This window comes from Sulfuricystis multivorans, from assembly GCF_003966565.1.
Taxonomy (GTDB): Bacteria; Pseudomonadota; Gammaproteobacteria; order Burkholderiales; family Rhodocyclaceae; genus Sulfuricystis; species Sulfuricystis multivorans.
In genome coordinates this window covers 341,647-365,415 of sequence record NZ_AP018718.1, presented here as the reverse complement: position 1 = coordinate 365,415, position 23,769 = coordinate 341,647, and the positions used below count along the sequence as shown (strand labels likewise).

Sequence of the window (23,769 nt, the reverse complement as noted above, 5' to 3'; positions counted from 1 at the left end):
GGAGACAGAAACATGGCCGGCGGCTGGGGTTGCCCTCACGAAGTCAATGACATCTGCACGAAAATCAACAACCTGCCCTGCGATCCGGGCATGAAGGGCTGCGTGCTCGCCGGGCGCTTCGTCTTCGCCAACGAGGAGAAGAACCAGCGCCTGCGCGAGAAGCAGGCGCGCCGAAACAGCATTGAAACCGACGACGAAACGGGAAATCATCCATGACCGAGATACCCAGCCGGCCCACGGCGGCGAACGAAACCGCCACGGCCCCGACGCGCGCGCTGCTTTGATGGTTGATCCCGCCGCATTTCTCAACCCGCGCATCACCGACCGCGACAGCTTCGAAGAGTTCGTCGCGGCGCTCGACGATCTCGCGCCGGCGATCGAGCACGACATCGCCCAGCTGCGCGCTTACCCCCACGATGCCGCCGCTCTCGCGCGGCTGTTTCGCGCACTGCATACGGTCAAGGGCGATGCGGCGATGTGCAAGGTCGATTTCGCGGTCTCGCTCGCCCATCCGCTCGAATCGCTGCTGGCGCGCTGCCGCGGCGGCGAGATTCCCTTTACGGATCGGCTTGCCGACTTGATGCTGCTCACGCTCGACCGGCTCGAACTGACGATCGAAGCGCTGACCGAAGGCCGCAAACTCGACACGCTGAATCTGCCTCGGCTCGTCGGCGGGCTGGAAAGCCTGGCCCAGGCCCCAGCCGGCGAAATCGGTCAACGCGCCGCTGCCTTGATCGAGATCGTCACCGACCATCGGCGCGGCGGAGAGCCGGCGATGGCGGTGCGCCAGGCGCCTCTCAGCGCTTCCGCTGCGCAGGCTGCGGATCTGGCATTTTTCGCCTTGCTCGCCCAGCGCCTCGATGCCGTTTCGCCGCAGTTCGCCGGCCGCAACCAACGGCTGCTCGCGCTGGCGCTCGACACCAATGCCGCGGCGGGTTCGCCGGTAGATCCGCTGCAGCTCACCGCGGCCGTGCATCTCCACGACATCGGCATGCTGTTCGTGCCGGAGGCGATCTGGCTGAAAAACGGCCGTCTGAGCGAATCCGAGCGGGCCCTGATCCACGACCACCCGGCGCTGGCGGCGGGCTTACTCGAACGCATGCCCGGCTGGAGTTCCGCCGCCGAGATGGTGCTTCAGCACCACGAGAAGCCCGATGGCCGCGGCTATCCGGCCGGGCTGAAAGCGGAGGCGATCTGCCCGGGCGCGAAGATCCTGGCGATCGTCGATGCCTTCGAGGCGGTGATGCTCAAACACGGCCAGCGCGGCGAGAAACGTTCGCTGATCCGGGCGATCGCCGAGATCAACGCCTGCGACGACCAGTTCGCGGCCGAGTGGATCGGGCCGTTCAACACCGTGATCCGCAAGATAGTCGAGAGCTGAGGGCAACAAGTTGCAGCGGCGGGACGGCATCGAGATTGACGCGCAAAAGAGATGCGCATAACTTATACGCATCGAACACAAAGGAGATTGCCATGTCCGCTGCCAAAAAAGCCGCCAATCTCAGCATCCGCGCCGACTTGCTCGAAGAAGCGCGCGCCTTCAAGATCAACCTCTCGCAGACGCTCGAGGCCGCCTTGCAGGCTGAAATCAAGAAAGAGAAAGAACGCCGCTGGCGGGAAGAGAACCGCGCCGCGATCGATGCCTATAACCGCTACATCGAAAAATACGGCCTGTTCTCTGACCGCTATCGCACTTTCATGCGCGAGCGCTGATGGCGCAGTTCGATGTTTTCCCCAACACGGATGACGAGAGCGCGCGCGTCGTGCCCTATGTTCTCGACATCCAGAGCGATTTTCTCGACGGGCTGTCGACGCGCGTCGTCATTCCCTTGGCCATTGCCGAGGCGCTGGACACCTTGCCCATCCTGCGCTTGAACCCGTCCCTGAACATCGACGGCCAACCTCTGATCGCCCTCACGCAGGACATGGCGCCCGTCCCGCGTCGCCTGTTACGCCATCCCGTCGCCAACCTTTCTTTCCAGCGCGAGGAAATCCTCGCGGCCATCGATTTTCTCTTCACTGGATTCTGAACCATGGCCCAATATGTAATGAGCATGCTCCGCGTGAGCAAGACCGTTCCCCCGAAACGCCAGATCATCAAGGACATCTCGCTTTCTTTCTTCCCCGGCGCGAAGATCGGCCTGTTGGGTCTCAATGGCGCCGGCAAGTCGACGGTGCTCCGGATCATGGCCGGCGTCGACAAGGAATACGACGGCGAGGTGCAATGGCAGCCCGGCATCTCGATCGGCTATCTGCCGCAGGAGCCGCAGCTCGACCCGGAAAAAACCGTGCGCGAAGAAGTCGAGGCGGGTCTGGGCGCGATCGTCGAGGCGCAGAAGAAGCTCGAGGAAATCTACGCCGCCTATGCCGAACCCGACGCCGATTTCGACAAGCTGGCCGAAGATCAGGCGAAATACGAGGCGATCCTCGCCACCAGCGGCGCGGACGTCGAGAACCAGATGGAGATCGCCGCCGACGCGCTGCGCCTGCCGCCGTGGGAGGCGAAGATCAAGCATCTCTCCGGCGGCGAGAAGCGCCGCGTCGCGCTGTGCAAGCTGCTGCTGCAAAAACCCGACATGCTGCTGCTCGACGAGCCGACCAACCATCTCGATGCCGAGTCCGTGGAGTGGCTCGAACAGTTCCTCGTGCGCTTTCCCGGCACCGTCGTCGCCGTCACGCACGACCGCTACTTCCTCGACAACGCCGCCGAATGGATCCTCGAGCTGGATCGCGGCCACGGCATCCCCTGGAAGGGAAACTACTCGTCGTGGCTGGAGCAGAAGGAAGCGCGCCTCGAGCAGGAGCAAAAACAGATCGACGCGCACATGAAGGCGATGAAGCAGGAGCTCGAATGGGTGCGCTCGAACCCGAAGGCGCGTCAGGCGAAATCGAAGGCGCGGCTTGCCCGCTACGAGGAGATGGCGAGCTTCGAGTATCAGAAGCGCAACGAGACGCAGGAAATCTTCATTCCGCCCGGCGAGCGGCTCGGCAACGAGGTGATCGAGTTCAAGGAGGTCTCGAAAGCCTTCGGCGACCGACTGCTGATCGACAAGCTCTCGTTTCGCATCCCGCCCAATGCCATCGTCGGCATCATCGGCCCGAACGGCGCCGGCAAGTCGACGCTGTTCCGCATGATCCAGGGCATCGAAAAGCCCGATGCCGGCGAGATCGTCATCGGCCCGACGGTGAAGATCGCCTCGGTCGATCAATCGCGCGAGGGGCTTCCCAACGACAAGACCGTCTGGGAAGCCGTCTCGAACGGCCAGGACGTGATCACCGTCGGCAAGTTCGAGATGCCCAGCCGCGCTTACCTGGGCCGCTTCAACTTCAAGGGCGCGGATCAGCAGAAGATCGTCGGCAACCTCTCCGGCGGCGAGCGCGGCCGGCTGCATCTGGCGAAAACCCTGATCCAGGGCGGCAACGTGCTCTTGCTCGACGAGCCGTCGAACGACCTCGATGTGGAAACGCTGCGCGCGCTGGAAGACGCCTTGCTGGAATTCGCCGGCTGTGTGTTGGTGATCTCGCACGACCGCTGGTTCCTCGACCGCATCGCCACCCACATCCTCGCCTGTGAGGGCGATTCGCAGTGGTTCTTCTTCGAGGGCAATTTCCGCGAATACGAAGAGGACAAGAAAAAGCGGCTCGGCGAGGAAGCCGCCCGGCCCCATCGCCTGCGCTATCGGCCGATCACCCGCTGATCGACGCAACTCGGCGCTGGCCAGACGGCACGGATCAGGGCGCCGGACGCGGCGAACGGCGGTTTTGCTGCGAGGCTCTCACACCGCCCGCAGCCTCTCGCCCGCCGCGGCCAGCGTCACCTCGTTCTTGGCGAAGCAGAAGCGGATCAGCCGATCCTGCCGACCATCCGGCATGAAGGCGGAGACCGGGATCGCGGCGACACCCTTTTCGATCGTCAGCCAGCGCACGAACTCGCTGTCCGGCAAGTCGCTGATCCTGTCATAGCGCGCGAGCAGGAAATAGGTGCCATCACAAGGTAACGGATCGAAGCGCGAACCCGCCAGCTGCTGGCGGAAGAAATCACGTTTCGCCCGATAGAACTCGGCCAGACCGTCGGCGAAGCCTGGCTCGGCGCGCATGAAGTCGGCCAGCGCCAGCTGCGCCGGGTGATGCACGGTGAATACGTTGAACTGATGCACCTTGCGGAACTCGCGCATCAGTTCCGCGGGGGCTGCGCAATAAGCGATCTTCCAGCCGGTGATGTGGTAGGTCTTGCCGAAGCTCGAGACGACGAAGCTGCGCTCGCGCAGCTCGGGCAGGCGCGCCAGGCTCTCGTGCCGGCCTGTGTAGAGGATGTGCTCATAGACCTCGTCGCCGAGCAGCACGATGTCGGTGTCGCGCACCAGCCCCGCAAGCGCTTCCATGTCGTCCGCCGTCCAAACCGTACCGGTCGGGTTGTGCGGCGTGTTCAGCACGATCATCCGCGTCTGCGGAGTGATCGCGGCGGCGACTTCGCCCCAGTCCGGCCGGAAATGAGGTGGCGCGAGATTGACGACCCGCGCCCGGCCGCCCGCGAGCTCGATGGCCGGGATATAGCTGTCATAGACGGGCGCGAACACGATCACCTCGTCGCCGGGCCGCACACAGGCACTGATCGCGGTAAATAGCGCCTGGGTTGCGCCGGCAGTGACGGTGATCTCGTTCTCGACGTCATAGCGGGCATCGTAGAGCCGCTCGAGCTTTTCGGCGATCGCCTCGCGCAGCGCCGGCACGCCGGTCATCGGCGGATACTGGTTCGCCCCCGCCTGCATGTGGTGCGTCACGCGCTCGAGGAGCAACCCCGGCGGCGCGAAATCGGGAAAGCCCTGCGAGAGATTGATCGCGCCGTGCTCGTTGGCCAGCCGCGACATCACGGTGAAGATCGTCGTGCCGACGCCTGGCAGCCGCGAAGGCAGGGCGGGCGTGACCATCAGCCGACCGCCAGCAACTCGACCTCGAACACCAGGGTCGCGTTGGGTGGGATCACGCCGCCCGCGCCGCGCGCACCGTAGCCGAGCTGCGGCGGGATCGTCAGCTTGCGCGTGCCGCCGACCTTCATGCCGGCCACGCCTTCGTCCCAGCCACGAATCACATGCCCTGCGCCGAGCGGGAATTCGAAGGGATCGTTGCGATCCTTGCTCGAATCGAATTTCCGGCCGTCGGCGAGCCAGCCGGTGTAATGCACGGTGACATACTGGCCGGGCGTTGCCGCCGCGCCGTCGCCGACGACGAGATCTTCGATGATCAGACCGCTCGGAGTGGTTTGGGTGCTCATGCGTTTTCCTTTCTTGGTGAGTATCCGCTGGCGCGCTTGAGCACGCACAGCAAACGGGAAGTATCCTCGCCGCCCCAGCCGGCCGCCATCAAGGCATCGATCTGCTGCAGCACGGCGCCGGCCACCTGCAGGGGGATGTTTTGCATCGCCGCGCGCACTTTGTCGAAATCGGCTCAAGCGCCCGTCACCGCTTTGGTGATCAACGGCACGAGCGGCTCGGGGAGCTTCAGCTTGCCCGAGAGCGCGAACTCATGCGCGCGAGCGGACATCTTCTTCCAGGTCTTCCTGATGATGTCGAGCCACTTTTCTTCCGAATACTCGGGATGCTGGCCGGCGAATTCGAGCATGTAGTGCTCGATGAAGACGAGATCGGTGACATCCTCCAGAAGCTGCGTGTCGGGATTGACCTTCAGCGCGCGCTTGCCGACCGCCTGCCTGGCGCGCTCGATACTTTTCTCGTCGAAGCCGGCTTCCTGCATGATCTGGCCGACGCGCTCGGCATGATATTTGTAAAGACCGGTACGCCAGGCGAGATAGCCTTCGCGCGTCATCGGATAGGACTCGCGCGGGGTCTTCCAGCGCTCGATGTGCTGGCCGCGCACCGCGAGCCTCATCACCTCGTCCGCTTCCGGCGCATAACGGCCGATCATCTCGGCCATGCGCCGGCCGTAGAGCAGCTCGCGCGGCACATGGCTACCGTCCAAGTCGGTATCCATTCTCGGGTCCTGGGCGTTGGCGGCATCGATCAGCGCCACGGCGCGTTCAAAGGCTGTCGTCATGTTTCCTCCTGAAAAATTCACGCGCAGCCGCTCTTGCAGTCACCCGCCGACTCGGGCACGCCGAGCTTCTTGAGGATCGAATCGAGCGGACAGAAAGTCGTAAAGCCACTTTGAAACAGGTTCGCCCCGACGAAAAGGGTGAACCACAGCCAGCTCATCTGGGTTAGATCGACCTGCCCCATCGCGTGGGCGAGCCCCAGCGAGAGCAGGATGAAAAAGCCGGCGATGATGCGGACGATGCGATTGATAGTCATGGTCGAGCTCCTGTTTGGGTTGCAGAAATACGGCTCTTCATGGCCGCGAAATAAAGCACGGGAATCACCACCAGGGTGAGCACGGTAGAGACGAAGATACCGAAGATCAGCGCCAACGCCAGCCCCGAGAAGATCGGATCGTCGAGGATGAACAAGGCGCCGAGCATCGCAGCGAGCCCGGTCAGCGCGATGGGTTTCGCCCGGATCGCCGCCGACTGGATCACCGCTTCGGCAAAGTCCATGCCCCCGGCCACCTGCTCATTGACGAAGTCGACGAGCAAGATCGAGTTTCTGACGATGATGCCGGCCAGCGCGATCATGCCGATCATCGAGGTGGCGGTGAATTGCGCGCCGACGAGGGCATGGCCAGGCATCACGCCGATGATGGTGAGCGGGATCGGCGCCATGATGATCAAGGGCACCAGATAGCTTCGGAACTGTGCGACGACCAGGAGATAAATCAGGATCAGGCCGACCGCGTAAGCGGCGCCCATGTCGCGGAAGGTTTCATAGGTCACCTGCCATTCGCCATCCCATTTGTAGGCATAGCCGGCATATGGATCTGCAGGCTGGCGGATGAAGTATTCGCCGAGGCGGCCGCCTTCCTCGAGCGGCATGTCCTCGAGCTTCTCGCGTATCTCGAACATGCCGTAAAGGGGTGAATCGAGCTTGCCACCCATGTCGCCGACGACATACACCACCGGCAGCAGATCCTTGTGATAGACGACCTTCTCGCGCTGCGCCGGTTTCACTTCGACGAGCTCGGAGATCGGCACCAGCTGGCCGCCATAGGCCGGCAGGGCGCGCACACGCAGCTTGAGGAGCGTTTCGAGACTGGCCTGCTTTTCGGCCGGCAAGGTGATTCTCACCGGAATCTCGTATTTCGATTCGCCATCGTGCAAGGGGGTCACATCCTCGCCAGCGAGCCCCAAGCGCACCGTCTCGACGATGTCCCTCTGCGCCACGCCGAGCAGCGCCGCCTTGGCCTGATTGACGCGCAAGACCAGCTTGCCGGCATCCTCATCGACCGAATCATCGACACCAAGGATGTCGGCGGTGCCCTCGAAGGCGGCGCGTATCTTTTTCGCCACTGCCATCTGGCCGGCGTAATCCGGGCCATAGACTTCGGCGACGATCGGCGAGAGCACCGGCGGGCCGGGCGGCACTTCGACCACCTTGGCGTTCCCCCCGTTTTTCTTCGCCACCGCCATCACCCGCTCGCGGATCGACACGGCGATTTCGTGGCTTTGCCGGTCGCGGTGATGCTTATCGACGAGATTGACCTGGATGTCACCCATCTCGGGATTGGTGCGCAGATAATACTGGCGCACCAGGCCGTTGAAGTTGATCGGGCTCGCCGTGCCGGCATAGGCCTGATAATGCTGCACCTCGGGCACCGCTTTCAGCTCGGCGGCCATCTCGGCGAGCACGCGCGCGGTCTCTTCGACCGGTGTGCCGACCGGCATGTCGAGCACGATCTGGAACTCGCTCTTATTGTCGAAGGGCAGCATCTTCAAGACGACGAGCTTGAAATAGCCCAGCGACACCGAAGCGAGGATCGCGGCGACGATGCCGATCCACAGCACCGCGCGCGCCTTGCGACCGGTCTGCGGGTGCAGGAAAGGCGCAAGCAGTGTGCGGAAGAAGCGTTCGAGCCGCGTGGCGGCAAGCGGCGCCTCATGATGGCCCGGCGCATGGGCGTCAGGCTTCATCAGCTTCAAGGCGAGCCATGGCGTGACGACGAAGGCGACCGCCAATGAGATGAACATGCCCATCGAGGCATTGATCGGAATCGGGCTCATGTAGGGGCCCATCAATCCGGTGACGAAGGCCATCGGCAGCAGCGCCGCGATCACCGTGAAGGTAGCCAGGATCGTCGGGCCGCCGACCTCATCGACCGCGCCTGGGATGATCTCCCACAGCTTCTTGTCCGGATTGAGCGTGTGCCAGCGATGGATGTTCTCGACCACCACGATCGCGTCATCGACGAGGATGCCGATCGAGAAGATCAGCGCGAACAGCGAGACGCGGTTGAGCGTAAAGCCCCAGGCCCAGGAGGCGAATAGCGTCGCCGCGAGGGTCAGCGTCACGGCGACACCAACGATGACCGCCTCGCGCCAGCCGAGCGCGATGAGCACCAGCAAGACGACGAAAGCGGTAGCGAAGACGAGCTTGCCGATCAGCTTCTGCGCCTTTTCGGTCGCCGTCTCGCCGTAGTTGCGCGTCACCGTGAACTCGACGCCGTCGGGAATCACCGTGCCGCGCATCGATGCCATCCGCGCGATCACCTTGTCGGCGACATCGGCGGCATTGACCCCCGGCTTTTTCGACACCGCGACGGTGACTGCCGGATATGTCCCCTCCTTGTCGCCATGCCAGACATAACGGGTAGGTTGATCGGGGCCATCGACGACTTCGGCGACGTCTTCCATGAACACCGGCTTCTTGTCGAAGACACCGACCACCAGCCGTTTGACGTCCGCGGCGGTCTCGAGATAGGTGCCGGTCTCGACCAGAAGTTCGCGGTTTTCATTCACCAGACTGCCGGAAGGCTGCAGGGCGTTGGAGAGTTGAAGCGCCGCCTTCAAGTCCTGCGCGGTGATCGAGCGCGCCGTCATCCGTTCCGGGTCCATCAGCACGCGCACCACATGCCCCGGCCCGCCGATCGTATAGACATCGCGCGTGCCGGAAATGCGCTTGAGCTCGATCTCGACCGCGCGGGCGATTTGCTGCAGCTCGAAGGCCGACTTGTCGGCATCCTTCGTCCAGAAGGTCAGCGCGACGATCGGCACGTCGTCGATGCCCTTCGGCTTGACGATCGGCTGGCCCACGCCAAGCGTCGGCGAGACCCAGTCGGTATTGGCATTCACCGTGTCGTAAAGCCGCACCAGCGCCTGGATCGGATCCTCGCCGACCTTGTATTGGACGGTGACCACCGCCATGCCCGGACGGGAGACCGAATAGACGTGCTCGATGCCGGAGATGCGCGCGAGCACCTGTTCGGCAGGCCGTGCGACGAGGTTTTCGACATCCTTGACGGTGGCGCCCGGGAAGGGGATGAAGACGTTGGCCATCGTCACGTTGATCTGCGGTTCTTCTTCGCGCGGCGTGATCAGCGCGGCGAAGAGGCCCAACAGCAGCGCCACCAGCGCGATCAGCGGGGTCAGCGCGTTGCGGAGGAAGAATTCCGCGATGCGACCGGAGATGCCCATCGGCTTACTTGGCCTGCTTCATCTCGATGCCGGTTTTCACCGGATCGAGACTGATCGTCTCACCCGCGGCAAGGCCGGCCAGCACTTCGATCTCGCCATCGACCGTTGCTTCGCCCAGCCGCACCTGACGCAACACCGGCTTGCCGTCGCGGATCACATAGACGGTGCTGATCTCGCCGCGACGCAGGATCGCAGAAGAAGGCACCGTGAGCTTCTTCGCCGCGCCGGTGAGGAAAAACACCCGCGCCGCCATGCCGGGCAGCAAGCCTTCGCCTTCCGGCAAATAGACGCGCACCGTCGCGGTATGGCTGAGGGTATCGATCGTCGGCAAGATTTCGATGCGGCGGCCGTCGATCTGACGATGCCCATGGGACTCGCTGATTTCGACCCGCGCCGACTTGGCGTTGCGGATTTCGGCGAGTCTTGCTTGAGGGACGGCGGCGATGGCGCGCAGGCTCTTCGGGTCGAACACCGTCAGCAAAGGCTTGCCGGGCATCGCCAAGTCACCCAGCTCGGCCAGACGTTGGCCGACGACGCCTGAAATCGGCGCCGTCACGGTCGCGTGAGACGCCCCAGCGCCGGCCGCAGCAGCTTGCGCGCGCGCGGATTTGAGCTGCGCTTCGGCCGCATCGAGCGCGGCCTGGCTGACGAATTTCTTCTGGAAGAGGTTGAGCGTGCGCTGGTAGTTGGCCTCCGCCTGGGCAAGCTGCGCCTTGGCGGCGGCGACGTTTTCCGCCGCTTCGCGCGCATCGACGCGCATCAACAGCTGCCCGGCGGCGACCTTTTGCCCGGCCTCGGCTTTCACCTCGACGATGCGGCCGGAAACCTGGGTGGCGACGGTGGCCTGCTTCGTCGCCTCGATGCTGGCCTCGAATACCAGGGCCTGCGGCACTTCACGGGGTTCGACGACACGGGTTTGCGCCAACGCCGGCCAGGCCAAAACGAGACCCAGCAGGAGCCAGCGATGGTGTTGGGGAGGAACGATCGTTTTCATAGAGAATATAAGTATATCCTAATGAACGATCTTCAAGGGCAGGCGACGGCATGCGCCGCCATCGCCGCGATGACGCCATCGACTTCGCCGACACATTCGGCCACCTCGAACTCGACGCCCGGGAAACGCTCCATGGCATTGGCCAGCAATTGAGGCAAGTCCTTCAGCACGTGGCGACCCGGCGCAAAGAAAATGGGGACGATGCGGATGTGTTTCACCCCCCGGCCGACGAGACATTCGATGCTCGCTTCGAGCGGCGGTGAAGTGAGCTCCAGAAAGCCGATCTCCACCGGAGTATCCGGCTGCAAGGCCTCGACACGGGCACGGATGCGCCTGAACGGCTCGATGTATTCGGCATTGCGCGCGCCATGACCAAACAGGATGATGCCTTTCATGTCGTCTCCTTGGCAATCTCTTTCCAGACGTTACGGCAATGGGTTTCGCGCACGAACCAGGCCGCTGCCGCGCCCAGCCATGCAGCGCCGGCGATCAGCAGCAGGCCCCAGCGGTAGTCTTCCGGCGCATAGATGCGCACGCCGTCGTCGATCGATCCCGACCAGCGTAGATCCATGATCTTGCCGACCGCCGGCTGCAAGAGCGCCCCCATCAGGAAGCCGCCCATGTTCGCCACCGAGGTCGACATACCGGACAATGCCGGCGGATTCACCTCCTTCGCGCAGGCCCAGGAGAGCGTGAAGCTCGCCGTCATCAGGCCCATCAGCCCGAACAGGAACAGCGTCGCGGCGGGCGGCAAGGAAACGCCGGCAAGCCAGACTGGCCAGATCAATGCCAGGATGCCGGCACTGAGGATGACCACCGGCTTTCTGCGACGCATGCGGTCGGAGAGCGTGCCGATCGATAGGCAGCCAAGCGCGAAGCCGGCGAAATAGAGCGACAAATGCCCGCCAGCCAGATCGCGGCTCATCCCCATCCCTTGCGTCAGAAACGGCATCGCCCACAAGCCCCCGAAGGCGAAGAAGCTGCCCGAAAGCCCGGTATTGACGAACACCGCCGGCCAGGTGGCGCGGTTTTTCACGACGCGCAGCAGCCCGGTGAGGATCACCGTGCGATCGAAGCGAGGATGTTCGGGCGGGACGACGCCAACAGAGGGTTCGGGCGGGACGACGCCCGAAGTCGGCGCTGGCGGCACGGCACCCTCTGCGGCCCGCGGCCGGTCGCGCACCAGTAGCCAAGCCAGCAGCCCGAGCAGCAAGGAGACGATCCCGACAGCGACGAACACGCCGCGCCAGCCGACATGTTGTGCCGCCCATGACAGGGGCGAGCCGGCCAGCACCGAGCCGAAGTTTCCGACCAGCATCGATGCGCCGACCACGCTGGCAAAGCGCTGCTCCTCGAACCACACGGCGATGAACTTGAGCATCGCAATGAACACGACCGAAACGCCCAAGCCGATCAGCGTGCGGCCGACGAGCGCCGCATCGAGACTGCCCGCCTGGCTGAACAGCAGGCTGCCGCCACCGGCGACGAGGCCACCGACCAACAGGATGCGGCGCGGGCCCAGGGTGTCGACGAGAATGCCCGTCGGCACCTGCATGACCGTATAGACATAGAAATAGGTTGCCGCCAGGACGCCCAGCGAAGTGGCCGAGGTCTGGAACGCGGCCGCCAGATCCGGCGCGATGCCGGCGGGCGCGAAACGCTGGAAAAAGGAAAGCACATAGGCCGCCACGACCACCGCGAGGGCGATCAGGCGGCGGCGCGCGTGTCCGTTGTCGGAATCGAGGGTCATGGTCCGATTGTAACCATGACCGGGGAGGGTTCTGCTAGGGAGCCAACGCTTTCATCGCCGCCTCGTGGCTACGGCCAGGCGCCTTGCGACGCGCCTCGAAATAGGCGGCACTGATGTCGCTCAAGGATTTTCCCGGCGCCGCCAGCCGGGCATAGGCTTCCAGCACCTCCAGCGGCGTGGCGCGCACCCCTTGCACGGTGAAGATGTAGCGCGCCAGCTTCAGCGCATTGGCGGCGATCCATTCCTCGCTTTGCTGGGTGGCCGTGGCGGCCTGTCGCAGCCATTCGCGCGCTTGTTGGACACGCGGGTCGTTTTCCGGCAATTCCTGGCCGCGGGGCACGCCGGCACTGATGTTGGCCAGCTCGCGCGGCGGATCGTCGGTGAGATCGATGAAACCGGTGTCAGGCAGTGCCGCTTGCAGCGCGGCGCCGAACAGCGCCAGACAGGCGAGAAGAGACAAGCGGGCAAAAATGTGTGATTTCATCGCCGGGCTCCGGGAAGGAAAACGTGCAGTCTATACGACCGCTCGCAGCGCCGCCTTGCGCGGCATCAAGACTTGCGGAGGAGCCAAGTCAGCACCGGCGGCGTGATGAGCGTGGTGAGGATCACCATGATGACGATCACCGAGAACAGCGCTTCACTCATCACGCCGAGCTGCTTGCCGACCATCGCGAAGATGAGGCCCACTTCGCCGCGCGGCACCATGCCCCAGCCGACGATCCAGCGGCCCGCGGCGCCGGCCAAAAATCCGGCGGCCAGCTTGCCGACGACGGCGGCTGCGGTCACGCCGAGCGCCACGGCAACGATCGCAGGATCGGCGAGCGTGCGCAGATCGACTTGCATGCCTGTCAGGACGAAGAACACCGGCACGAAGAAATAGCCGATCGGCTCGATCATGTGCTCGTGCTGATGTCCCGTATGTTTCTGCAGGATCGGCATCAGGCGGTCCATCAGCGGCCGGCTTTGCGGATCGCGCATCAGCGGCTCGATCTCCTGGACGATCTTCGGCGTCTGGAAGTCCCTCAGGAACAACGGCTCGAACAGCAGCCCCGCCGCAAACGCGCCGATGATCGGCGCCAGCCCAACAGCATGCGCAAGCCAAGCGAGCGCCAGGCCGGTGGCGAGCACCTGGGCGAACAGCATCGACGGGCCGGCATCGAGACGCGCCAGCCAGCGCGACGAATGCGGCGCGATCTTGCGCCCGAGCCAGATGCTGCCGGCGAGGAACATCACCGCCTCGGCAATGATGCCGCCCACCTCGCCGACGCTCACCTGGCCGGCCTCCACCAGGCTCGTCACTACGGCGAGGATCACCAGCCCCAGCACGTCGTCGATCACCGCCGCGCCGAGCACGATGCGCGCAGCAGGCAGATCGAGCTTGCCGAGATCGCGGAACACCCGGCCGGTGATGCCCACCGACGTCGCCGCAAGCGTCGCGCCGAGGAAGAGATAGGTGTTGCGATCGAGCCCCGGGAGCAAGAGCGGCCCGACCATGAAGGCGCCAAACAGGAAGGGCACAACGATGCCGACCACTCCCACTGCCGTTGCGCGAGCGCCGACTTTGACCAGGTCTGCAAGGCGAGTCTCCAGCCCGATTTGCAGCAACAGCACGATCACGCCCAGTTCGGCGATGAAGGCGATGATCGGATCCTTGGCGATGGAGCCGAAATAGTCGATACCCAGCAGGCCGAGATTGCCGAGCAGCATGCCGAGCAGCAATTCGCCCAGCACGGCGGGAAAGCCGAAGCGCGCAGCGAGCGGCGCAAACAACCGCGCGCTCATCAGGATGATGGCCAGCCACAGCAGGTTTTCGCCCACCACGCCGGCGCCCGCCGCGAAGGCGGGAAAGGGCAGCAGCAGGAGTGCGCCTGCAAAAAACCGGCGTTGGCAGGAGGGCACGGGCAAACCTTCAGCGCTCACAACCGCCCTTCTCGAGCAAGGCATTGACCATCGCTTCGCACAAAATGTTCTCATAGCCATAAAGGCCTTTGGTACGGCCGCGCAGCTGACGCAGGGCAAACAACGCGCCGGTGCCAAAGGCTTCGCGGCCGATCGAATCGTGCACCAGCCGCACCGTCTGGAAAGGGAAGCCGAACACCACCTCGTGGCGGCCGACGACGCCACCGACGCGAATCGACTTGACCTTGCTCTCGTCGAGTCCGAGCGTTTCTGCGATACGCAGCGCCGTGCCGGATGTTTCCGCCTTGTCGCGGAAATGCTCTTCGATCACCTCGATGTCCGTGAAGGGGGCGATCTGCTTGAGCAGCCGCGAGGCGACGAGCAGGTAATTGATGCCGAGCGTGATATTGGGCGAGGACATCACCACCGTCTGCTTTGCCAGCTGCTCGATCAACTTGCGGGTCGTCGGCGGATACTTCGATACCGCCGTAATGATCATGATGCCGCGCGCCGCCGCTGGCTTGCCGTAGTGGCGTATCGCTGTAGCAGTCGAGAAATCCACCACCGCATCGACCGACTCGCGATCGAACAGTTCTCCGTCCGTCAGCGCGGCAGCAGGACGTAGCGGCGCCGGCGCAGTGATCTGCTCGGCTTCGGTTGCCGGCTTTTGCTTGGCGATCCAGCACAATCTCACGTCCTCGGCTTTGGCAAGAACGCGAGCGACGGCCTGCCCGGCGCGACCATAACCGATCAGGCCCACGCGAATGGGTTTGTCCATGGTCTACCTCCTTTTTGTGACGCGCCATCTCGACGACCCTGGCGCAGCTCCAACAAGGTGCGGACAAAACGCCCGCCTCGTCTCCGGGAACGCTATCCGGAGGATAACCGGGCCGTCACTGCGGCCCTGCGTTTTGGGTCATCAGCATAGCCGGGGGGTTGCTCGCCAATGACACTCCCGCCGCTTCCTTGTGCGGCGCATGCGGATGCCAGCCCAACAACGCCAGCATGACGAAAAAGCCGGCGACGTAGCCCACCGGCACGAACCAGCCGTGGCGCAGCCACTGCAACGCCGATTTCGCCTCGGGGAACAGGTTCGAGACCGCAACCCCCGCCGAGGAACCAAACCACAGCATCGAACCGCCGAAACCGACCGCATAGGCGAGGAAGCCCCAGTCGAAGCCGCCCTGCTTCAGTGCCAGCGCGGTGAGCGGGATGTTGTCGAACACCGAGGAAACGAAACCCAAGGTCAGCGCCGACTGCCAGGAGGCGGGCGGCAGCTTCTCGACCGGCATCATCGAGGCGCAGGTGACCAGCGCCAAGAGGAAGATCGAACCCTTGACCGCATCCGGCATCAGGCTCCATTCCGGCTTGCGCAACGGAATCGCCAGAATGAGCGCCACCCAGACGGCAACACCCAGGAAGGGGAAGTGATCGGCCGCCGCCGGGAACTCGAGATTCACGGTCACGTTGGTCACGATCGCGGCAACGAGGATGAAGCCGACGATGGCCACGCGCGCCCAGTCGATCTTGTGCTGGGCATGTAAGTTCTTTTCGATCGCCATGTGCTTGTGCTGCAACAGCGCGGCCGGGACGCCGAAGACGACCAGCGCGACGAAGGCGGCGAGATAGGCATGCAGCACGTCCATTGGACTCACCCCGTCGATCCACATCATCGTCGTCGTCGTATCCCCCACCACCGACCCCGCGCCGCCGGCGTTCGAGGCGGCGACGATCGCGGCCAGATAGCCGATATGCACCTTGCGCTTGAAGACGCTCGCCGCCACCGTCGCGCCGATCAGCGCGGCGGCGATGTTGTCGAGAAAGCCGGAGAGCACGAAGATGATCGCCAGCAGCGCGAAAGGCCCCAGCCAGCCCGCCGGCAGGAGCTTCGGCAGCACCTCGGGCACGCCGGAATCCTCGAAATGGCGGGCGAGAAGCGCAAAGCCGACGAGCAGGCAAAACAGATTGACGAGCAACACCCACTCGTGCGCCATGTGCAAGCCGAACCCGGCCAGTCCCGGGCCAGTCTTGAAGCCGGTGAAAAGGATCTTGTAGCCAGCGATCACCGTAAGGCCGCCGAGCGCGACCTGCAACACATAGTGGTGGAACAGTGCGACGCCGAGCAAGGTGATGGCGAAGAGGATGAAATCGACCGGAATGCCGAAAAGCTCCATGAGCGGCTCCACGTGATGGGTGCGCGCAATTGTAGCAGCGCAGCATTTTGGTTTCGGCTACACTTTCCGCGGCTCATCCAAAGGAAACTCGATCATGAAGATTCTGCTTGCGGCCGATGGCTCGGAACACTCGCTGCGCGCCGCCCAACATGTGATCAATGCCGTGAGCGGCTGTGAACGTCACGAGGTGGTATTGCTCAATGTCCAGGCACCGATCGATGCCCCGGAAATCCGCAGCCACATGAAGGCCAGCGAGATCGAAGCGATGCAGGAAACGCACGGCGGCGACGCGCTCGCCCCGGTGCGGGAAGTGCTCGATGCTGCTGGCGTGCCTTACACGCCGGTCGTGCTGATTGGCCCCGTTGCCGAAACCATCGTCCAGTTCGCCGCCGATCAGGGTTGCGACAAGATCGTGATGGGCACGCGCGGCTTGGGTGCCTTGGGCAGCGCGTTGCTCGGCTCGGTATCGCAGGAAGTGCTCGGGCTCACCCATTTGCCGGTGACGCTGGTCAAATAGAAATTCGGCGCTGGCAGCACGGCACGCCGTCAGAGCAGCACGGGCGCGTCGGGGCGCTCATTCGGGTTCCCATTCCGGACGGGGAAGTGTTCGGCGAGTAAGGCCGTGATCGCCTCGATCGCAGAGAGCAAACCCTCGCGGCAGCGGCCTTCGCGCATCGCCGCTTCGATATCTTGGCACAGCGCCTGCCACGCCGCTGGCGGCACTTTCGCGGCAATGCCGCGGTCGGCGAGGATTTCCACGTCCCGGTCGACCAGTTGCAGGTAGATCAGCACCCCGCTGTCATCGATCGTATCCCAGACGCGCAGGCTGGCGAACAGTTCGAGCGCGCGCTCACGCGGCGAGACATCGCGCAGCAAGGCGGCCGCGGGCAAAGGACCTTCGATCGCCACGACGAGCTCGCCGCGATGATGGCGTTCCGATGCGGCCACCGCTGCGGCGATTTCTTCGCGCAGGCGCGGGGGGAAACGCCGCAGGGCGAGCCAAGGTGGGGTCAGCAGATGTTTGAACAATCGCCCGATCCGCATGCCTACCACCTTCCCGAGGCGCCGCCGCCGCCGAAGCCACCACCACCGCCGGAAAACCCACCGCCACCCCGGAAGCCACCAGCCGAGCTGCCGCCTCCGCTATGCCAGCCGCCACGGCCGCCGCTCTGCGTGTAGGCCAGCACGAGGGTGAAGACGGCGAGAAACAGCGCGAGAACCAGGTTGCCAAAGATCAGATACGCCAATCCTGCGGCAAGGCCTGCCACCAGCAGCGCACCGAAAAAACCCAACAACCAGCGGGCCAGACGCCCGAGCACCACCAGCACGAACAACGCGAAGATCGGCCAATCGCCCGAGACTTCCACCGGCGCTACCCGGGAAGGGGGCGGCAATGGCTCGCCGCCGATGATGCGGGCGATCGCCTGCGTGCCGGCATCGAGGCCGCCGAAGAAATCCCCTTCCCGAAAGCGCGGCGTGATCGCTTCCTCGATGATGCGCTTGGCCACCGCATCGGGCAGCGCGCCTTCGAGTCCATAGCCGACCTCGATGCGCAGCGCGCGATCCTGTTTCGCGACGATCACGATCACACCGTCATCGATCCCCTTGCGGCCGATCTTCCAGGCTTCCGCCAGCCGGATACCGAACTGTTCGATCGACTCCGGTCGCGTCGTCGGTATGAGCAGCACGGCGATCTGGGCGCCCTTGTCGCGCTCGAGCGCGGCGAGCCGATTTTCCAGTCGTGCCTGCTCATCTGGCGTCAGCGTGCCGGTGAGGTCGGTGACGCGCGCAGCAAGCGGCGGAATCGGCACGAGGCCCTCTGCCGCCAGCGCGCCCAGATTCAGGACGGCAAGGCAGAGAATGGCAAGCCAGCGCAGCATTTACTTTTGCGCAGGCGCGGTATCGAAGCGAATCACCGGCGGGGCGGCCAGCGCCTTCTCGTTGTCGACGCTGAAGTTGGCCTTCGGCTTGTAGCCGAACAGCATCGCCGTCAAGTTGTTCGGAAAAGTGCGCACGCCGACGTTGTAGGCCTGCACCGCCTCGATGTAGCGCTTGCGCGCGACTGCTATGCGATTCTCGGTGCCTTCGACCTGCGCCTGCAGATCGCGGAAGCTGGCGTCGGCCTTCAATTGCGGATAGTTCTCGGCGACCACCAGCAGGCGGGCGAGAGCCGAGCCGAGCTCGGCCTGCGCCTGCTGGAACTTCGCGAAGGCGGCCGGATCGTTGATCAACTCGGGGGTCGCTTTGATGCCGGCAACATTGGCGCGCGCCTCGGTGACCTTCGTCAGCACTTCTTTCTCGTGCGCCGCATAGCCCTGCACCACGGCGACGAGATTGGGGATCAAATCGGCGCGGCGCTGATACTGGTTGAGCACCTCCGACCAGGCGGCATTCACCGCTTCGTCATTGCGCTGGATCTGGTTGTAGCCGCAGCCGGAGAGCAGAGCGGCGAGGAAGGCAAGCAGGATGACGAGACGCAGTTTCATTGCGGACTCCTTGCTGAGGGGTTTCAACCCAGATTGTCCATTGAGAGCGGGCTGATTCGCCATGAGCATCCGATACGATCATTGCAGCGCCCTACGCGGCGGTTTTCGGGCTGCGGGCGGCATCTTTGCGCCACCGCGTATCGCCAATAGGCACCGCTATTGGCTCGTCGCGGTGACGCAAACCTGCTCGCCCTCGCTTTTGATACCCGCTCGCGTTCCAATGGACAATCTGGGTTCAAACTGATTGTAGTCGAAGGCTACTGGGCCGGTATGATTGCCGCCATGCACGGCAACCTCTCCGCACTGCTCTTGCTGCTGACCGCCGCCGTCGTCGCGCTGGTGCTGATGCGCCAGTTCAAAGGGCCGACGATGCTGGCCTGGCTTGCCGTCGGATTGCTGTTGGGGCCTCACGGCCTGGCCATCCTCGGCGAAAACCGCGAAGTGGGCGCGATCGCGGAATTCGGCGTGGTATTCCTGATGTTCACGATCGGTCTCGAGTTCTCGCTGCCGCGCCTCAAGGCGATGCGCGGCCTGGTGTTCGGTTTCGGCGGCGCGCAGCTGGCGCTCACCGCAGGCACCGCGGCGCTGATCGCGATCCACGGCTATGGCCAGGATTGGCGTGCGGGCCTCGCCGTCGGCCTCGCGGTGGGCATGTCGTCTACGGCCATCGTCGCCAAGCTGCTCTCGGAGCGCTTCGAGCTGCATTCGCGCTCGGGGCGTCAGACGATGGGCGTGCTCTTGTTCCAGGATCTCGCGGTGGTGCCTTGCCTGATCCTCTTTCCGGCGCTGGCGCAATCGGCGGGCGAATTGCCGCGCTCGCTGACGATCGCGCTCGTCGAGGTCGGCGTCGTTCTTGCGGTGATGATCTGGACCGGCCAGCGGCTGATCCGCCGCTTTTACGATGCGATCGCCCGGCAGCGCTCGGAAGAGCTGTTCGTGCTGGCCACATTGTGGCTGGTGATCGCGCTGGCCTGGGCGACGAACCTGGCCGGCCTGTCGCTGGCGTTGGGCGCCTTCATCGGCGGCATGCTGATTTCGGAGACGATCTACCGTCATCAGGTCGAGGCCGACATCCGCCCGTTCCGCGACATCCTGCTCGGCCTGTTCTTCGTCACGGTCGGCATGATGCTCGATTTGCGCTTCGTGCTCGAAAACATCCACCGTCTGCTGCTCGTGGTATTGCTGCTGATTGGTGGCAAGGGTCTGGTGGTGCTCTTGATCGCCCGGCTGACGAAGAACACGCTCGACGTGGCGCTGCGCACCGCCGCACAGCTTGCCCAGGCCGGCGAATTCGGTCTGGTGCTAATCGGCCTGGCGCACGATCTGAAACTGATCGGCACCGAGGTCTTCCAGGTCACGCTCGCCGCGATGCTGATCTCGATGTTCGTCGCGCCACTGTTGATCAACCGCGCGGTCAGATTCACCGGCCGCATGGTGCATGGCGATTGGGCGCACCAGGCGAAAGCGATCCACGATATCGCCGTGGCCGGCTTTACGCTGGACCAACATGTGATCCTCTGCGGCTATGGGCGCACCGGCAGCCGCATCGCCGAATTCCTCGCCGCCGAGCAGATTTCCTTTCTCGCGCTCGACATCGACCCACAACAGCTCAAGCGCCCGGTGCCGCCCGGCGGCAAGCTGGTGTTCGGCAGCGCCGATCGCACCGAGGTGCTGCAAGCGGCGGGGCTTTCCCGCGCCCGCGCCGTCGTCATCGCCTATCCCGATCCGCATTCCGCCGAGCTCGTCGTGCGCAAGGTGCGCGAAAGCCGCCCGGAGATTCCGATCATCGTGCGCGCCGCCGATGAGTCGTCTGTCGCGAAACTCAAGGACGCCGGCGCCACCGAGGTGATCCCTGAAGTGCTCGAGGGCAGCCTGATGATCGCCGCCGAAACGCTCGTCCAGCTCGGCGTGCCGGTGGAACGCGCGATCGGCCAGGTGCGCGAGATTCGCACGCATCGCTATGCCTCGATGCGCAGGTATTACCACGAGAGCGCAGGGGACAGAACCTGATCGCCCTTGCTTTTGATACCCGCTCGCGTTCCAATGGACAATCTGGAATAAAGGAAAAACCATGCCCAAAGCAAAGCGCGGCTTCCTGAAAAAGCTCTCTCTGATCGCCGCCGGCGTCAGTTTCACCGGCTTCGTGCTCTCATTGGGCTTGGCGATCTGGTCATGGTTCACCTATGGCAAGCTCCACGTCTATACCGGCAGCCTCGGCGCGACGAGTTTTTTCTTCTTCACCGCGGCGATCGTGCTCTATGAAATGAGCCACCCGCAACCGCCACTACCGCCTCCACCCGATGAGCACGCCTGATTGGCATGCGTTCGACATCGATGCGCTCACCGCCCACCATAGCGTCGACCCGCAACAGGGATTGAGCGATGCAGAAGCCGCGGCGCGTCTTTCGCGTCACGGCCCGAACGCCTTGCCGGCCACGCCAGGCAAGAGCATGTGGCGGCGTCTGTTCGAGCAGCTTTCCGCTCCTCTCGTGCTGGTGTTGATCATTGCCGGCGCGATCACCGCTTTCCTCGGCGAATGGGTCGATAGCGGCGTGATCTTCGGCGTCGTCGCGATCAATGCCGCGATCGGCACCTTGCAGGAAGGCAAGGCGGCCGAGGCGCTCGCCGCACTGGCGAGAAGTGTGGCGAGCGAAGCGACGGTGCTGCGCGGCGGGCGCAGGCGGCGTCTCGATGCCGCCCAGCTGGTGCCCGGCGACATCGTGTTTCTTGCCGCCGGCGACAAGGTGCCGGCCGATCTGCGCCTGCTTTCCAGCAAAGAATTGCGCACCATCGAGGCTCAGCTTACCGGCGAATCGCTGCCGGTCGACAAGCACCCTGCCCCGTTGCCGATCGATACGGCGCTCGCCGATCGCCGCAACATGGCCTTTGCCGGCACCATCGTCGTCAATGGCCAAGGGATCGGCCTCGTCGTCGCCACCGGCACGTCGACCGAAACCGGGCTGATTGCCGGCATGATCGCCGCCGCGCCGGAACTGGCCACGCCGCTGACCCGCAAGATGGCGGCTTTCGCGCGCATGTTGCTATGGGTGATCCTTGGGCTCGCGGCGCTGACGTTCTCGATCGGCTTGCTGCGCGGCGAATCGGCCTTCGACATGTTTATGGCCGCGGTGGCGCTGGCCGTCGGCGCGATTCCCGAAGGCTTGCCGGCCGCGCTGACGATCACCCTGGCCATTGGCGTTGCCCGCATGGCGAAGCGTCGCGCCATCGTGCGGCAACTGCCCGCCGTCGAGGCGCTGGGCAGCACTACGGTCATCTGCTCGGACAAGACCGGCACGCTGACCGAAAACGCGATGACCGTGCGCGCGCTGTGGGCCAACGGCCTGCTCTATGAGATCACCGGCCACGGCTATGCGCCCGAAGGCGACATCCTGCTCGATGGCAGCAAAGTCGGCGGTTCCGAGACGGCACGGGAGGTGCTGCTCGCTGGCTTACTGTGTAACGATGCTGCACTGTTCCATGAACATGGCCAATGGCAGATCGCTGGCGATCCCACCGAGGCCGCCTTGCTGGTCGCAGCCCGCAAGGCCGGGCTCGACGAGGCGACCGCCAATGCGCTCTATCCGCGTCTGGACACGCTGCCCTTCGATTCGGCGCGGCAGATGATGGCCACCCTGCATCGCGTCGAAGCAGAGCGCATCATTTACGTCAAGGGCGCGCTCGAAAAGCTCTTGCCCCTGTGTCACGGCGCCGCCGTCGCGCAAATCGAGACGGTGGCCGGGGCTCTCGCGCGGCAGGGGATGCGCGTGCTAGCGCTCGCGCGCCGCGCAACGGATAGCGACACGCTCGCCTGGGACGATTTGATCAAGCTTGAATTCCTCGGTCTGATTGGCATGATCGATCCGCCGCGCCCCCGCGCGATCGCGGCGGTCAAGGCCTGTCATACTGCCGGCATCCGCGTCAAGATGATCACCGGCGATCATGCCGAGACGGCGCTCGCCATCGCACGCCAATTGAACATCGTGGGTGACGACGGCCAAGCCCTCACCGGCCGGCAGCTCGCCGAACTCGACGATGCCCGGCTTGCCCAGGCGGTGCGCGAGATCGACGTCTTCGCGCGTGTCGCGCCGGAACAGAAGCTCAGGCTCGTCAAGGCCCTGCAGGCCAATGGCGAGATCGTCGCGATGACCGGCGACGGCGTCAATGACGCGCCGGCGCTGAAGGCGGCCGACATCGGCATCGCGATGGGGCTAGGCGGCACAGAGGTCGCCAAGGAAGCGGCGGCGATCGTGCTCGCCGACGACAACTTCGCCACCATCGAAGCCGCCGTCGAGGAAGGCCGCGGCATCTACGACAACATCGTCAAATTCATCACCTGGACGTTGCCGACCAACTTCGGCGAGGGCCTCGTGATCCTCGCCGCGATCGCGGCCGGCACGATGCTGCCGATCACGCCCTTGCAGATCCTCTGGATCAACATGACCACTGCGGTGCTGTTGGGCCTGCCGCTTGCCTTCGAGCCGAAAGAGCGGGATGTGATGCACCGCCCGCCGCGCCCGCCGGCGGCGCCGATCCTCGATGCGGTGTTGATCCAACGGGTGCTATTGCTAGGTCTGCTCATGCTGGCGGCCGCCTTCGGGCTGTTCCTGCTGGCGCTGGAACGCGGCCAGTCGCTGGCCGAGGCGCGCAGCATCGCGGTCAACGTGTTCGTGATGATCGAGACGGCGTTTTTGTTCAACTGCCGCTCGCTTTCCCGGCCCATGTGGCGCGTTGCGCCGTTCTCGAATCCGTGGGTCTGGGCCGGCGCGGGCAGCATGCTGCTGTTGCAGCTGGCCTTCACTTACCTGCCGTTCTTCCAGCAGGTGTTCGGCACCGCGCCGATCGGGCCTTCTGCCTGGGGGGAAATCTCGTTCGTCGGCCTTCTCGCCCTCATGGTCATGGAAGGCGAGAAGGCGCTGCGGCGCCGCCGCTGAACACCCCCTTCACCATCT

25 protein-coding genes are annotated in these 23,769 nt (G+C 64.4%); 9 read left to right on the top strand and 16 right to left on the bottom strand.

What is annotated here, in order from left to right; all coding sequences use genetic code 11:
- Window positions 1-12: 12 nt before the first annotated feature.
- From EL335_RS01740 to ettA, 5 genes are all read left to right on the top strand, one after another.
- Window positions 13-216 (top strand): hypothetical protein, encoded by a 204-nt coding sequence (locus EL335_RS01740; RefSeq protein WP_126443957.1) that lies wholly within the window; start codon window positions 13-15, stop codon window positions 214-216.
- Complete coding sequence (locus tag EL335_RS01735; RefSeq protein ID WP_284155406.1) at window positions 182-1,381, top strand: HD domain-containing phosphohydrolase; 1,200 nt, start codon at window positions 182-184, stop codon at window positions 1,379-1,381. The genes EL335_RS01740 and EL335_RS01735 overlap by 35 nt, the downstream gene beginning before the upstream one ends.
- 92 nt (window positions 1,382-1,473) lie before the next feature.
- Window positions 1,474-1,713 carry a type II toxin-antitoxin system CcdA family antitoxin gene (locus EL335_RS01730; RefSeq protein WP_126443956.1) on the top strand — a complete coding sequence of 80 codons (240 nt, stop codon included), beginning with the start codon at window positions 1,474-1,476 and terminating at the stop codon, window positions 1,711-1,713.
- Entirely contained in the window at window positions 1,713-2,030 is a 318-nt protein-coding gene (locus EL335_RS01725; protein ID WP_126443955.1) for a CcdB family protein, read from the top strand. Before EL335_RS01730 ends, EL335_RS01725 begins: the two co-directional genes overlap by 1 nt.
- Window positions 2,031-2,033: 3 nt before the next feature.
- Entirely contained in the window at window positions 2,034-3,698 is a 1,665-nt protein-coding gene (gene ettA, locus EL335_RS01720) for an energy-dependent translational throttle protein EttA (RefSeq protein ID WP_126443954.1), read from the top strand.
- 78 nt (window positions 3,699-3,776) lie between these two features.
- Here the strand turns inward: ettA and EL335_RS01715 are convergent, their stop codons facing one another.
- The 13 genes from EL335_RS01715 to EL335_RS01660 form a co-directional block, all read right to left on the bottom strand.
- On the bottom strand, window positions 3,777-4,928 hold the full coding sequence (locus tag EL335_RS01715; RefSeq protein WP_126443953.1) for a pyridoxal phosphate-dependent aminotransferase: 1,152 nt from the start codon (window positions 4,926-4,928) through the stop codon (window positions 3,777-3,779).
- Window positions 4,928-5,272 (bottom strand): FKBP-type peptidyl-prolyl cis-trans isomerase, encoded by a 345-nt coding sequence (locus tag EL335_RS01710; RefSeq protein ID WP_126443952.1) that lies wholly within the window; start codon window positions 5,270-5,272, stop codon window positions 4,928-4,930. The genes EL335_RS01715 and EL335_RS01710 overlap by 1 nt, the downstream gene beginning before the upstream one ends.
- On the bottom strand, window positions 5,269-5,418 hold the full coding sequence (locus tag EL335_RS14270) for a hypothetical protein (RefSeq protein ID WP_172599996.1): 150 nt from the start codon (window positions 5,416-5,418) through the stop codon (window positions 5,269-5,271). The genes EL335_RS01710 and EL335_RS14270 overlap by 4 nt, the downstream gene beginning before the upstream one ends.
- 27 nt (window positions 5,419-5,445) lie before the next feature.
- Complete coding sequence (locus EL335_RS01705) at window positions 5,446-6,051, bottom strand: DUF4202 domain-containing protein (protein ID WP_126443951.1); 606 nt, start codon at window positions 6,049-6,051, stop codon at window positions 5,446-5,448.
- A 17-nt stretch (window positions 6,052-6,068) separates the two neighbouring features.
- Window positions 6,069-6,305: a YgaP family membrane protein gene (locus EL335_RS01700; protein ID WP_126443950.1), complete on the bottom strand. Its 237-nt coding sequence runs from the start codon at window positions 6,303-6,305 to the stop codon at window positions 6,069-6,071.
- Window positions 6,302-9,517: an efflux RND transporter permease subunit gene (locus EL335_RS01695; protein ID WP_126443949.1), complete on the bottom strand. Its 3,216-nt coding sequence runs from the start codon at window positions 9,515-9,517 to the stop codon at window positions 6,302-6,304. The genes EL335_RS01700 and EL335_RS01695 overlap by 4 nt, the downstream gene beginning before the upstream one ends.
- 4 nt (window positions 9,518-9,521) lie before the next feature.
- The gene (locus tag EL335_RS01690; protein ID WP_126443948.1) at window positions 9,522-10,511 is read right to left on the bottom strand and encodes an efflux RND transporter periplasmic adaptor subunit; all 990 of its coding nucleotides are present in this window, start codon (window positions 10,509-10,511) and stop codon (window positions 9,522-9,524) included.
- 32 nt (window positions 10,512-10,543) lie between these two features.
- Entirely contained in the window at window positions 10,544-10,906 is a 363-nt protein-coding gene (locus tag EL335_RS01685; protein WP_126443947.1) for a sirohydrochlorin chelatase, read from the bottom strand.
- Complete coding sequence (locus EL335_RS01680; RefSeq protein ID WP_126443946.1) at window positions 10,903-12,261, bottom strand: MFS transporter; 1,359 nt, start codon at window positions 12,259-12,261, stop codon at window positions 10,903-10,905. Before EL335_RS01680 ends, EL335_RS01685 begins: the two co-directional genes overlap by 4 nt.
- A 34-nt stretch (window positions 12,262-12,295) precedes the next feature.
- Entirely contained in the window at window positions 12,296-12,745 is a 450-nt protein-coding gene (locus tag EL335_RS01675) for a hypothetical protein (RefSeq protein WP_126443945.1), read from the bottom strand.
- Between the two features lie 65 nt (window positions 12,746-12,810).
- Window positions 12,811-14,181: a cation:proton antiporter gene (locus tag EL335_RS01670; protein ID WP_284155405.1), complete on the bottom strand. Its 1,371-nt coding sequence runs from the start codon at window positions 14,179-14,181 to the stop codon at window positions 12,811-12,813.
- The gene (locus EL335_RS01665; RefSeq protein ID WP_126443944.1) at window positions 14,171-14,938 is read right to left on the bottom strand and encodes a 4-hydroxy-tetrahydrodipicolinate reductase; all 768 of its coding nucleotides are present in this window, start codon (window positions 14,936-14,938) and stop codon (window positions 14,171-14,173) included. The genes EL335_RS01670 and EL335_RS01665 overlap by 11 nt, the downstream gene beginning before the upstream one ends.
- 115 nt (window positions 14,939-15,053) lie before the next feature.
- Complete coding sequence (locus tag EL335_RS01660; protein ID WP_284155404.1) at window positions 15,054-16,334, bottom strand: citrate transporter; 1,281 nt, start codon at window positions 16,332-16,334, stop codon at window positions 15,054-15,056.
- Window positions 16,335-16,428: 94 nt separating this feature from the next.
- Here EL335_RS01660 and EL335_RS01655 point away from each other — a divergent pair, with 94 nt between their 5' ends.
- The gene (locus EL335_RS01655; protein WP_126443943.1) at window positions 16,429-16,851 is read left to right on the top strand and encodes a universal stress protein; all 423 of its coding nucleotides are present in this window, start codon (window positions 16,429-16,431) and stop codon (window positions 16,849-16,851) included.
- Between the two features lie 29 nt (window positions 16,852-16,880).
- On the opposite strand, the gene EL335_RS01650 is transcribed toward EL335_RS01655, so the two are convergent.
- Genes EL335_RS01650 through EL335_RS01640 form a run of 3 tightly spaced genes read right to left on the bottom strand, consistent with a single transcriptional unit; the run spans window position 16,881 to window position 18,820 of the window.
- Window positions 16,881-17,378, bottom strand: a complete 498-nt coding sequence (locus EL335_RS01650; protein WP_126443942.1) for a TPM domain-containing protein — start codon at window positions 17,376-17,378, stop codon at window positions 16,881-16,883.
- 2 nt (window positions 17,379-17,380) lie between these two features.
- Window positions 17,381-18,214 carry a TPM domain-containing protein gene (locus EL335_RS01645; RefSeq protein WP_126443941.1) on the bottom strand — a complete coding sequence of 278 codons (834 nt, stop codon included), beginning with the start codon at window positions 18,212-18,214 and terminating at the stop codon, window positions 17,381-17,383.
- Window positions 18,215-18,820, bottom strand: a complete 606-nt coding sequence (locus tag EL335_RS01640; protein WP_126443940.1) for a LemA family protein — start codon at window positions 18,818-18,820, stop codon at window positions 18,215-18,217.
- 282 nt (window positions 18,821-19,102) lie between these two features.
- Between EL335_RS01640 and EL335_RS01635 the strand changes: the two genes are divergently transcribed.
- From EL335_RS01635 to EL335_RS01625, 3 genes are all read left to right on the top strand, one after another.
- On the top strand, window positions 19,103-20,830 hold the full coding sequence (locus tag EL335_RS01635; protein ID WP_172599995.1) for a cation:proton antiporter: 1,728 nt from the start codon (window positions 19,103-19,105) through the stop codon (window positions 20,828-20,830).
- 61 nt (window positions 20,831-20,891) lie between these two features.
- Entirely contained in the window at window positions 20,892-21,134 is a 243-nt protein-coding gene (locus EL335_RS01630) for a hypothetical protein (RefSeq protein WP_126443938.1), read from the top strand.
- The gene (locus tag EL335_RS01625) at window positions 21,121-23,751 is read left to right on the top strand and encodes a cation-translocating P-type ATPase (protein ID WP_126443937.1); all 2,631 of its coding nucleotides are present in this window, start codon (window positions 21,121-21,123) and stop codon (window positions 23,749-23,751) included. The genes EL335_RS01630 and EL335_RS01625 overlap by 14 nt, the downstream gene beginning before the upstream one ends.
- The last annotated feature ends 18 nt before the right edge of the window (window positions 23,752-23,769 follow it).

Bases quoted from the DNA above. Each gene is read 5' to 3' on its own strand.
- EL335_RS01740 (WP_126443957.1), top strand. From the start codon at position 13: ATGGCCGGCGGCTGGGGTTGCCCTCACGAAGTCAATGACATCTGCACG.
- EL335_RS01730 (WP_126443956.1), top strand. From the start codon at position 1,474: ATGTCCGCTGCCAAAAAAGCCGCCAATCTCAGCATCCGCGCCGACTTG.
- EL335_RS01725 (WP_126443955.1), top strand. From the start codon at position 1,713: ATGGCGCAGTTCGATGTTTTCCCCAACACGGATGACGAGAGCGCGCGC.
- ettA (WP_126443954.1), top strand. From the start codon at position 2,034: ATGGCCCAATATGTAATGAGCATGCTCCGCGTGAGCAAGACCGTTCCC.
- EL335_RS01715 (WP_126443953.1), bottom strand. From the start codon at position 4,928: ATGGTCACGCCCGCCCTGCCTTCGCGGCTGCCAGGCGTCGGCACGACG.
- EL335_RS01710 (WP_126443952.1), bottom strand. From the start codon at position 5,272: ATGAGCACCCAAACCACTCCGAGCGGTCTGATCATCGAAGATCTCGTC.
- EL335_RS14270 (WP_172599996.1), bottom strand. From the start codon at position 5,418: ATGCAAAACATCCCCCTGCAGGTGGCCGGCGCCGTGCTGCAGCAGATC.
- EL335_RS01705 (WP_126443951.1), bottom strand. From the start codon at position 6,051: ATGACGACAGCCTTTGAACGCGCCGTGGCGCTGATCGATGCCGCCAAC.
- EL335_RS01700 (WP_126443950.1), bottom strand. From the start codon at position 6,305: ATGACTATCAATCGCATCGTCCGCATCATCGCCGGCTTTTTCATCCTG.
- EL335_RS01695 (WP_126443949.1), bottom strand. From the start codon at position 9,517: ATGGGCATCTCCGGTCGCATCGCGGAATTCTTCCTCCGCAACGCGCTG.
- EL335_RS01690 (WP_126443948.1), bottom strand. From the start codon at position 10,511: ATGAAAACGATCGTTCCTCCCCAACACCATCGCTGGCTCCTGCTGGGT.
- EL335_RS01685 (WP_126443947.1), bottom strand. From the start codon at position 10,906: ATGAAAGGCATCATCCTGTTTGGTCATGGCGCGCGCAATGCCGAATAC.
- EL335_RS01680 (WP_126443946.1), bottom strand. From the start codon at position 12,261: ATGACCCTCGATTCCGACAACGGACACGCGCGCCGCCGCCTGATCGCC.
- EL335_RS01675 (WP_126443945.1), bottom strand. From the start codon at position 12,745: ATGAAATCACACATTTTTGCCCGCTTGTCTCTTCTCGCCTGTCTGGCG.
- EL335_RS01665 (WP_126443944.1), bottom strand. From the start codon at position 14,938: ATGGACAAACCCATTCGCGTGGGCCTGATCGGTTATGGTCGCGCCGGG.
- EL335_RS01660 (WP_284155404.1), bottom strand. From the start codon at position 16,334: ATGGAGCTTTTCGGCATTCCGGTCGATTTCATCCTCTTCGCCATCACC.
- EL335_RS01655 (WP_126443943.1), top strand. From the start codon at position 16,429: ATGAAGATTCTGCTTGCGGCCGATGGCTCGGAACACTCGCTGCGCGCC.
- EL335_RS01650 (WP_126443942.1), bottom strand. From the start codon at position 17,378: ATGCGGATCGGGCGATTGTTCAAACATCTGCTGACCCCACCTTGGCTC.
- EL335_RS01645 (WP_126443941.1), bottom strand. From the start codon at position 18,214: ATGCTGCGCTGGCTTGCCATTCTCTGCCTTGCCGTCCTGAATCTGGGC.
- EL335_RS01640 (WP_126443940.1), bottom strand. From the start codon at position 18,820: ATGAAACTGCGTCTCGTCATCCTGCTTGCCTTCCTCGCCGCTCTGCTC.
- EL335_RS01635 (WP_172599995.1), top strand. From the start codon at position 19,103: ATGCACGGCAACCTCTCCGCACTGCTCTTGCTGCTGACCGCCGCCGTC.
- EL335_RS01630 (WP_126443938.1), top strand. From the start codon at position 20,892: ATGCCCAAAGCAAAGCGCGGCTTCCTGAAAAAGCTCTCTCTGATCGCC.
- EL335_RS01625 (WP_126443937.1), top strand. From the start codon at position 21,121: ATGAGCACGCCTGATTGGCATGCGTTCGACATCGATGCGCTCACCGCC.